The organism is Ruminococcus turbiniformis, from assembly GCF_020687545.1.
In the GTDB taxonomy this organism is placed as follows: Bacteria; Bacillota; Clostridia; order Lachnospirales; family Lachnospiraceae; genus Mediterraneibacter; species Mediterraneibacter turbiniformis.
The window spans coordinates 1-10,022 of sequence record NZ_JAJEQX010000063.1 but is presented as its reverse complement, the minus strand read 5'-3'; the positions used below and the strand labels follow the sequence as shown (position 1 = coordinate 10,022).

General features: G+C 39.5%; 8 protein-coding genes and 2 pseudogenes. 9 read left to right on the top strand and 1 reads right to left on the bottom strand.

Going from position 1 to position 10,022, the window contains the following annotated elements; all coding sequences use genetic code 11:
• Positions 1-137: 137 nt before the first annotated feature.
• The 9 genes and pseudogenes from LKD70_RS18025 (at position 138) to LKD70_RS17985 (ending at position 8,869) form a co-directional block, all read left to right on the top strand.
• Positions 138-1,223: an NAD/NADP octopine/nopaline dehydrogenase family protein gene (locus tag LKD70_RS18025; protein ID WP_227709252.1), complete on the top strand. Its 1,086-nt coding sequence runs from the start codon at positions 138-140 to the stop codon at positions 1,221-1,223.
• 1 nt (position 1,224) lies between these two features.
• Complete coding sequence (locus LKD70_RS18020) at positions 1,225-2,283, top strand: acyltransferase family protein (protein WP_227709251.1); 1,059 nt, start codon at positions 1,225-1,227, stop codon at positions 2,281-2,283.
• The gene (locus LKD70_RS18015; protein ID WP_227709250.1) at positions 2,283-3,386 is read left to right on the top strand and encodes a DegT/DnrJ/EryC1/StrS family aminotransferase; all 1,104 of its coding nucleotides are present in this window, start codon (positions 2,283-2,285) and stop codon (positions 3,384-3,386) included. Before LKD70_RS18020 ends, LKD70_RS18015 begins: the two co-directional genes overlap by 1 nt.
• Before the next feature lie 17 nt (positions 3,387-3,403).
• Positions 3,404-4,288, top strand: coding sequence for a glucose-1-phosphate thymidylyltransferase RfbA (rfbA, locus tag LKD70_RS18010; RefSeq protein ID WP_227709249.1), 885 nt, complete (start codon positions 3,404-3,406; stop codon positions 4,286-4,288).
• A gap of 15 nt (positions 4,289-4,303) precedes the next feature.
• Positions 4,304-5,329, top strand: a complete 1,026-nt coding sequence (rfbB, locus tag LKD70_RS18005; RefSeq protein WP_227709248.1) for a dTDP-glucose 4,6-dehydratase — start codon at positions 4,304-4,306, stop codon at positions 5,327-5,329.
• Between the two features lie 19 nt (positions 5,330-5,348).
• Positions 5,349-6,554, top strand: a complete 1,206-nt coding sequence (locus tag LKD70_RS18000; RefSeq protein ID WP_227709247.1) for an ATP-grasp domain-containing protein — start codon at positions 5,349-5,351, stop codon at positions 6,552-6,554.
• A 1-nt stretch (position 6,555) separates the two neighbouring features.
• Entirely contained in the window at positions 6,556-7,008 is a 453-nt protein-coding gene (locus tag LKD70_RS17995) for a GNAT family N-acetyltransferase (RefSeq protein WP_227709246.1), read from the top strand.
• A 50-nt stretch (positions 7,009-7,058) separates the two neighbouring features.
• Positions 7,059-7,733 (top strand): RraA family protein, encoded by a 675-nt coding sequence (locus tag LKD70_RS17990; RefSeq protein WP_227709245.1) that lies wholly within the window; start codon positions 7,059-7,061, stop codon positions 7,731-7,733.
• Positions 7,733-8,869, top strand: a pseudogene (locus LKD70_RS17985) (pyridoxal phosphate-dependent aminotransferase). Before LKD70_RS17990 ends, LKD70_RS17985 begins: the two are co-directional and overlap by 1 nt.
• A gap of 103 nt (positions 8,870-8,972) precedes the next feature.
• Here the strand turns inward: LKD70_RS17985 and LKD70_RS18910 are convergent.
• Positions 8,973-9,382, bottom strand: a pseudogene (locus LKD70_RS18910) (ATP-binding protein).
• Between the last annotated feature and the right edge of the window lie 640 nt (positions 9,383-10,022).

Sequence of the window (10,022 nt, the reverse complement as noted above, 5' to 3'; positions counted from 1 at the left end):
TGTTCGCAGCGGACTTTGTGTGTGATTTTATCCATGAGATAGCCCTCCCTGAAAAACCTTAGTTTTTTTAGAGTAATTATCTCACAAAAACTAGCAAGCGACACGGTACCGGCTATCTACCATTTACGAATAATTGTATGAAAGTTGCAATATTAGGGGCAGGAAATGCCGGTTGTGCAGTAGCTGCTGATTTAACAATGCATGGACATGAAGTAACATTGATTAAGACATCTCATGCTATGCATGATGATAATTACTCATATCTTCAGGAACATGAAGGAAAAATGATATTGAATGAATTTGGAGAAATTAAGACCGCTTATATTCATAAAGTAAGTCGTGATGTACAAGACATAGAAAATGCTGAAGTAGTGATTGTTTACATTCAGACAAATTTTCATGAACAATTAATAAAATGTATTTCTCCGCATCTACAAAATGGGCAAATTCTGTTGATTAACCCTGGTTATCTTTCGACTGCTTATGTATTAAAACATTGCCAGGATAAGGATATCATTATAGCTGAGGCTGAAAGTTCATTTATTGATGGGCGAATTATGGAGCCGGGATTGTTTCGAGTAGGTTTTCGTAATGTTAGAAATCCTATTGGTATATATCCTTCAGCTCGCAAAGAGGAAGCAATTGAGAAACTCGATCAGTTGGGAGAAAGATTTGTATACCTTGATTCGGTTGTAGAGGCCGCTTTGCATAATCCAAATCTGATTGTTCACACTGTCGGATCGGTTATGAGTATACCTCGGATTGAGAAATCTCACGGAGATTTTTGTATGTACCATGAAGCGTATACCAGAGATAATCCTTCTACGTGGAAGATTCTCGAAGCACTAGATGAAGAAAAAATGAATGTTCTAGAAAAACTTGGTTTTAGTAGATTGCCATATGTTGAGGCATGCAAGTATAGAAATTCTTTAGATAACAATCAAGATGCCAAAGAGGTGTTTTTGAATTATGCAGAGATGCCGACTAGAGCTAAAGGACCAACTGTTGTTGATTCGCGCTATATATCAGAAGATGTACCACAGGGGCTTGTAATGTTGGAAGCATTGGGGAAGGCATTGGATGTTGCTACGCCAATTGCATCAGGTCTTATCGCTATAGCTAGTGCTGCATTAGGACGAGATCTTCGTGCAGAAGGAAGGACTCCCGAGGGATTAGGCATTGATAACATAAAGAAAATTCTAAAAGATAGTGAAAAGAAATAAAATGTATGATATAAACCGGAGAACGGACAGATGCAATCGTAATTCAAATATTGAATTGTTACGAATAATTGCTATGTTTTTAATAGTCGCACACCATTATGTTGTTAATTCTGGCTTAATGGATGTAATTTTGGATAATCCAACATCAGGAAATTCGGTGTTTATGCTGATTTATGGCATGTTTGGTAAGACCTGTATCAACTGCTTTGTGTTGATTACAGGCTATTTTATGTGCAAATCCAATATTACAGTTCGTAAATTTGTAAAACTGCTTGCAGAAATAATGTTCTATAGAATTGTAATTTATTTGATTTTTATATGTACAGGATATCAATCTTTTTCACCTATAAATTTGTTAATAATAATTATTCCAGTAACGAGTATTCAACAGAATTTTACAGGATGTTTTCTGATATTTTGGCTTACAATTCCATTCCTTAATATTTTAATCGGGAATATAGATGAGCGAATGCACTTATTCTTGTTAGCTTTATGTGGGTTTACATATATTATTCTGGGAACTGTACACAGAGTTTCTATGAATTATGTTACGTGGTTTATTGTGCTGTATTTTATCGCATCATTTATCAGAATGTACGACATAGAATTGTTTTCTCGCGGAAAAATGTGGGGGAGGGTATGCATCATTTCTATCCTTCTGTCTATAACTAGCATTTTTGCTTGCTTACAAGTTGGATTTGCTCCTTATACATTTGTATCGGATTCAAATACATTCTTAGCTGTTACTATCGGATTGAGTGCTTTCCTATTCTTTAAAAATCTGAAGATTCAAAATAGTAAAATAATAAATACTATCGCATCTTCAACCTTTGGTGTGTTATTAATTCATGCATCAGGTGACACTATGAGGAAATGGCTATGGAAGGATTTGTTTAATAATGTCGAAGCCTATAATAATTCAAATTCTATCGTACATGCGCTAACAAGCACAATTATAATTTTTATTGTTTGCGTAATTATCGACCAAATTAGAATTAATTTGCTTGAAAAACCATTTATGAAATGGATCGACAAACGGCTTCTGGAGAGGAAATTATAATGCTGAATATTTTAGTAACACGATCATCAATGCCTTCATACGAAGAGTATTGTGAAGAAATAAAAGAATTATGGGATACCCATTGGCTGACCAACATGGGGCCCAAACATAAACAGTTGCAGAAAGAATTGGAGGAGTACTTCTCTATTCCACATGTAGCTCTATACACTAACGGTCATCTTGCGTTGGAGAACGCAATCGCAGCACTGAATCTACCAAAAGGAGGAGAGGTTATTACAACTCCTTTTACTTTCGCTTCGACAACACATGCCATTGTTAGGAATGGTTTAGTTCCAGTTTTCTGTGATGTAAAAGAAGATGACTATACCATCGACACAAAAATGATGGAGGAATTAATCACAGACAACACTGTAGCAATTGTTCCGGTACATGTATATGGAAACATGTGTGATGTGGGAGAAATTGATAGAATTGCGAAGAAGTATGGTCTCAAGGTAATTTATGACGCAGCACATGCTTTTGCTGTTAAATATAAAGGACAGTCATCTGCCTCCTTTGGCGACGCTTCAATGTTTTCTTTCCATGCCACAAAGGTGTTCAACACTATTGAAGGTGGATGTGTTTGTTTCAAAGATGACTCTTGGCTACAGATCCTCAATGATATGAAGAACTTTGGCATCCACGGCCCTGAATCCGTTGAATATGTCGGTGGAAACGCCAAAATGAACGAATTCCAGGCCGCTATGGGTCTTTGTAATCTTCGTCATTTGGATAAAGAAATTGCAAAGAGAAAGAAAGTAGTAGAGAGATATAGAGAAAGGCTTGAAGGAGTGGAGGGTATTAAGCTTTCTGTCATCCAGAAAGATGTCGAGAGCAACTATGCATACTTCCCGGTTGTGTTTGACGGCTATAAATACACTAGAAACGAAGTCTTTGAAAAACTGGCTGAGCAGGGAATTGGTACAAGAAAATATTTCTTCCCACTGACTAACAGCTTTGAATGCTATAGAAACTACCCGACAGCTGGAACAGAAAAGACTCCGGTTGCGCAGCACATGGCATTGAGGGTACTTACACTTCCACTATATGTGGATTTGAGTTTAGAAGATGTAGATAGAATTTGTGATGTGATTTTAGGTTAAAAAACGAGGTGACGCATATGAAAGGTATCATTTTGGCAGGTGGAGTAGGAACAAGATTATATCCGTTAACAATGGTGACGAGCAAGCAACTCTTACCAGTTTACGATAAGCCAATGATTTATTATCCGTTAACAACTCTCATGATGGCGAACATAAGGGACATCCTGATTATCTCAACGCTTGAGGACACACCGCGGTTTGAGTCCCTTCTAAGCGATGGTCATCAATTTGGAATCAAACTTTCATATGCAGTTCAGTCAAGTCCTGATGGTCTGGCACAAGCTTTTATCATTGGTGAAGAGTTTATCGGTAACGATGCATGCGCAATGATTCTTGGAGATAACATATTCTATGGAAACGGATTAGGGAGCATGTTAAAGGGAGCCGCTAAGAGAGCTGAAGAAGGCAGAGCTTCTGTATTTGGCTTCTATGTTAATGATCCGGAGCGCTTTGGTGTTGTCGAGTTTGATGAAAACTATAAAGCACTATCTCTAGAGGAAAAGCCGAAGAATCCTAAGAGTAATTATGCAGTTACAGGTCTTTACTTCTACCCATCTGGGGTAAGTGAAATGGCCAAACAAGTAAAACCGAGTGCTCGTGGAGAGCTTGAAATTACCACTCTAAATCAGATGTATTTGGAGAAGGATTTGTTGGATTGCGACATTATGGGAAGAGGATTCTCTTGGCTTGACACCGGCACAATGGATAGTTTAGTGCAGGCAACAGGATTCATTCAAACTATTCAGAATATGCAGGGAATTATTGTGGCTTCTCCTGAAGAAATTGCATACAGATATAAGATGATTGATAAAGAGCAGTTACTTAGCGCTGCTGACAAATACGGTAAATCTCCATATGGCCATCATCTGAAAATGGTTGCTGATGGAAGAATGCCAAGATAAATCGAGGAAATCAAGATGAAGAAAACAGTACTTGTTACCGGTGGCGCCGGTTTTATTGGATCGAACTTTGTATATCTTCTGTTAGAGGAAAGACCTGAATGGAAGGTTGTGTGTGTGGATGCACTTACATATGCCGCGAATATCCACACGCTTAATGAAGCCCTTAAGAATCCGAACTTTGTGTTCTACAAAGAAGATATTAGAAATAGAGAAGGAATTTTCACAATCTTTGAAAAAGAGCATCCGGATATTGTTGTCAATTTTGCCGCAGAATCTCATGTAGACCGTTCTATTGAGAACCCTGGTATCTTCCTTGAGACGAATATCTTAGGTACTCAGGTAATGCTGGATGCATGCCGCAAGTATGGTGTTGAACGTTTCCATCAAGTTGGTACAGATGAAGTCTATGGTGATCTGCCGCTTGACAGACCTGACCTTTTCTTCACAGAAGAAACTCCAATCCACACATCTTCGCCTTATTCAACTTCTAAGGCTTCGGCTGATTTGTTGGTCTATGCATATCACAGAACCTACGGATTGCCGATTACTGTTAGCCGCTGTTCCAACAACTATGGTCCATATCAGTTTCCTGAAAAGCTGATTCCGTTGATGATTAACAATGCAAGCCATGACAAACCGCTCCCTGTGTATGGCGAAGGGTTAAATGTTCGTGACTGGCTGTATGTGAAGGACCATTGCTATGGTATTCTCGCTGTATTGGAGAAGGGGAAGGTCGGTGAGGTTTATAACCTTGGTGGCCACAACGAAAAAGCAAACATCGAGATTGTGAAGATAATTCTGAAGGAGCTTGGAAAATCAGAAAGCCTGATTACATATGTAGCTGATCGTAAAGGACATGACCAGCGTTATGCAATTAATCCCACAAAAGCCAATAGAGAACTTGGCTGGAGTCCTACCACGATGTTTGTAGATGGAATTAAGCTCACTATTCAGTGGTACAAAGAACATATGGATTGGATGGCAGAGTGCACATCTGGGGAGTACATGAATTACTACGAGCAGATGTACGGGAATAGGTAAGCAGAGAGGATAAAAGCATATGAAAATATTGGTTTTACCTGGAACGATATGGCAAGTTCCATTAATGAAAAAGATTAAATCAATGGGGCATGAATTGTATCTTGCTAATCCTGTAAAGAATGAAGGGGTTTACGAGATAGCTGATCATTTCCTTGAAACTGATATATTCGCATACAACACAATTATTTCTTATTGCAAGAGCGAGGGAATTGATATTGTAATGTCGGAAGAATGCGATGTGGCTACAGATGCTGTTGCAAGATACAACAAAGCATTAGGAGCAAATTGCATTTCAGAAGAAATGGCAGATTTGTTTACAAATAAGTTCAGGATGAGAGAGTTTTGCAAGGAGCACGGATTTAATCCTATTCCGCATTGTCTTTGTAGGACTCAATCTGAAGCTGTGGAGTTCTACAGACAAAATGGACCGAAATTAATTATGAAGCCTTTGGATAGCAATGCCAGCCATGGTGTGTTCACTATCCATTCTGAAAAGGATATCGCAGAAAAGTTTGATGAAACACTAGGGTTCTCAAGGAATTCAAAGGCTGTATTGTTGGAGAAATATATTGAAGGAACCGAGTTTACCGTTGACGGTATCATGACAGAGAATGGTCATGTCACTTTAGCCATTTCAGAAAAAGGTCATTACGAGCACAACGATAATATTGCAAACTCCTTGTTTTTCACTCAACAAAATCCAAGGTTTGGCTACGACCTTCTGAGAAAAACAAATGATGAGTTACTAAATGCAACAGGGATCCCTTTTGCGTTAACCCATGTTGAGTATAAGCTCCAGGATGGAAAATACTATTTGATTGAGATGGCTGCCAGGGGAGGCGGTAATTTGATATCTGCAATAATAGCCCCTTTTATGTCAGGTGTTGACAATTACGACTATCTCATCAAAAAGACCCTTGATTCAAACTACAGATGCAAGATAACGGCTGACATAGAGAATGATAGAACTGCAATCCTGAAATTCCTTGACTTGCCTTGTGAGGGTGGAGTTGTAAAAGCAATCCATGGTGAGGATTACTTGCAGAACGATCCAAGGATAAAGAGTTACAAACTCAATTTCTCAGTAGGAGACTATATTCATCAGCCAGAAAGCGATTCGGTTAGAATTGGTTATTATATAATTTGCGCTGACACAAGAGAAGAATTTGATGAAGTAACAAAGAATATATCTGAAAAGCTAAAAATAGATCTTGAGGTTGAATAAGATGGAAGATTGCGTTGTATATGAGAAAGTGACATCTCATAAAGAAATAGAGTCAGTTATGATTAACTGTTCGTCTGATTTCTTCGACCAATCAATCAATAACCCTGAAACAATCAAATCGTTGGCATTGAAATTTGCTGAATATGGCACATTCATATGTGCAAGGAAAGAAGAGAGGATAGCTGGATTTGTAGCATTTTATGCGAATGATAAATTCAAATGTTGTGGGTTTCTTTCGATGATAATTATCAGCCACCAGTTTCGAGGGGGAGGTATCGGCTCCAGTTTACTTAGGCGATGCAGCGAACAATGTAAGAAGAGTGGGATGACAACACTTCGTTTGGAAGTAAATGAGAAAAACGAAAGAGCAATTCTGTTTTATAAGAAAAATGGATTTAAAGAAATAAGTAAGAAAGATACTTCATTTTTCCTGGAAAAGAATTTGCTGATTTGATTGAGAATTACGTTAGTGATTGGTAGTGAATATATAGAATGGAGATTAACATGGAAATTAGAGAAAGAATTATTGACTATTTAGTCAGAAACCGCGTCAGTACGACAGAGGTTGCAGATGCTTTGGGGAAAACTGGTGTTTTGCCTAATGTAATGCCTGTTAACAGAGGCCATTATAAGGCTGGAAAAATCAAATGGATCTACGCTTATGAAGAAAGCAACTGGCCAATTCATGAGCAGGTTCAGGATATCGAAGAGGATTGCGTTGTATTTGTAGAAGCTTTTGACTGTGGCGACAGAGCAGTATTTGGCGAACTAGTAAGCAAGTATATCCTGCTTTATCATCAGAGCAGAGCAATTGTCGCGAATGGAAAAATGCGTGATGCAGCTGGTCTGATAAAAGAAAATTGGCCTATTTGGTGTGGCGGACTTACACCGGTGGGCTGCTTCAACAGAAAGCCTGAAAAAGACTTTGACGAAGAGATAAGAAAAGAACACTCCGAAAGGTACGATGGGGCAATTGCTGTATGTGATGACTGTGGAGTTGTTATTATTCCAAAGGAATGTATCACGGAAGAATTCCTAATCAAACTGCATCATATGGAAGAGCAAGAAGATATTTGGTTTGATAGACTGGATCATTACAAGGAGAGTACCTTCGATATTGTTTGTAAAAAGAAATATCTGGATGACCAAGTCTATATGAGTAGAAGGAGTCTAGAGTAATGAACAAAGATATAGAGCAAATTGCCAGCTCTGCATCAATGGATTTTATTGCCAAGGCTAAGTCCTTGAAAACATTGGGAATAGATATTATAGGCTTAGCAGGAGGAGAGCCGGATTTTGATACACCAAATGCAATTAAAGAGAAGGCAATAGAGGAGTTGCTGAAAGGGAACACACATTATGCCATTGGCAAGGGACTGCCTAGACTTAGGGAAAAAATAGCCTGTAAGCTAAAGAAAGATAATGGCATCAACATATCACCTGAAAACATCATAGTAACTCCAGGTGCAAAAATGGCAATATATCTGGCTGTTCGTGCATGTATAAATCCGGGGGATGAGGTGTTAATTCCCGCACCTTCCTGGGTATCCTACACTGAACTCGTACGTGCTGCATCTGGTATACCAATAGAAATACCACTTAGTCCTGATAACAACTACGCAATTAAAAAGTCAGAATTGGAACAGTACATCAGCGAAAATACCAGAATGATTATCCTCTGTTCTCCCAATAATCCTACAGGTCGTATGATTAATGAACAGGAAATTAAAGAGATAATTGAATTAGTTCGTAACAGGGATATTGTTATTCTATCCGATGAGGTGTATGAAAAGATTGCTTATATAGATAGAGTAATTAGTCCTGGAAGTTATGCGGAACTAGCGGATAAAACAATTACAGTTAACGGCTTCTCAAAAGCTTATGCAATGACAGGATAGAGATTAGGTTATCTAGCCGGGCCACAGAAGTATATTGATGTAATAAACAAGTTGTATACACACACCATAACAGGTACAAGCCCATTTATTCAGGAGGCTGCAATCGTTGCATTGGACTGTGATGAAGAAGTAGCGGCGATGCGCAAAGAGTACATATGCAGAAAAGAATACTTTGTCAGTGAACTGAACAAGATTCCTGGGGTTAAGGTTTTAGAGCCGGAAGGAGCGTTTTATGCGTGGTGTAAGTTTACAAATATAGATAACCCTGCTGGTGAGCTGTTAGAAAAAGCAAGAGTGGTTGGTGTTCCCGGAAATGCATATGGCAGTGGCTATGATAAATACGTCCGATTTTCTTTCGCAAGTAGTTTAGACGAGTTGGAAGAGGCTGTTACTAGAATCAAATGTATATTACGGTGAAAATGTACCCCCGTTCCGGAGGAACGGATACCGCAAGTCCGGGACTATGATACTGCGAGTCCGGAGCAGGGATACCGCACTTAGGTGATTGCTACTTGCGAGTTTACTCGCTTAATGCAGGATCCCAATCCACTTCCCGCATGGATCTGTAATTCGCCGAATCCGTCGGGAAGATGTTGATCTTATATGCATCATGTTTGATGCGGTCCAGGATTGCTTCTGAGAGGGGACTATCATTACCACCAAGCTGATCATACCAGCCATTGGAATCATACTGGGAACAGAAGATGGTAGATGACTTCCTGCGTCTCCTGTGAAGAAGCTCCAGAATGGTATGCTGTTCGGATTCTGTGGGTTTCAGCAGAAGCCATTCATTAATGATCAGAAGAACCGGGGGGCCTATTTCCCTTAGATCTTTTTGTATGTGTCGTCATTACGAGCCATCTTCAGTTCCAGGAGCAGATCCGGCAGGCAAACATACTTCGTCTTGTAACGATATTTGCTGGCTTCCATCCCGAATGCGCATGCCAGATAGGTCTTCCCGCTCCCAGTAGCTCGGTAATAAAGAGATTCCTGTGTTCTGTGATATATTCACAGGTTGCAAGCCGCTCAATCAAAGAACGGTTCAGCTTGCGCCGAAAGTATAGTTAATATCGCCAATGTATGCGCCCGGTTGGTCAAATCCGGCATTACGGATTAGACGTTTCAGGCTGTTGCTATATTCGATATCCACGAGCATGCATCCCTAAACGATCCTCAAAAGGAAGCCCGTTCATCTTGGGGCCCTCCATCTGGGGGCGGTATGGGGCTGTCGGTTAATACCGAATTTTAACCCCTAACATGTAGGAAAGAGACAATCCCAGCGAATACGGACCTTTTTAGGAATCGAAATCTCTGTCGGATTGTCTCTTTCTTTTTATCCCTCGTAATTTAGAGGTATACGGTTTACCGTGTACGTTGTTACCGGCATCCGCAGATGTGGAAAATCTACACTGTTGGAGATTTACCAGAACTGGCTGTTGGAACGTAAGCGCCAAATATTCCTGCGGATTTCCTGATCCCCAAGTTTTGCCTATAATTGTAGTCGATAGATATTTAGACTATTTCACTACAATTATGGAGGATAGGTTATGGCAGGTACTCGCAAAGCCCG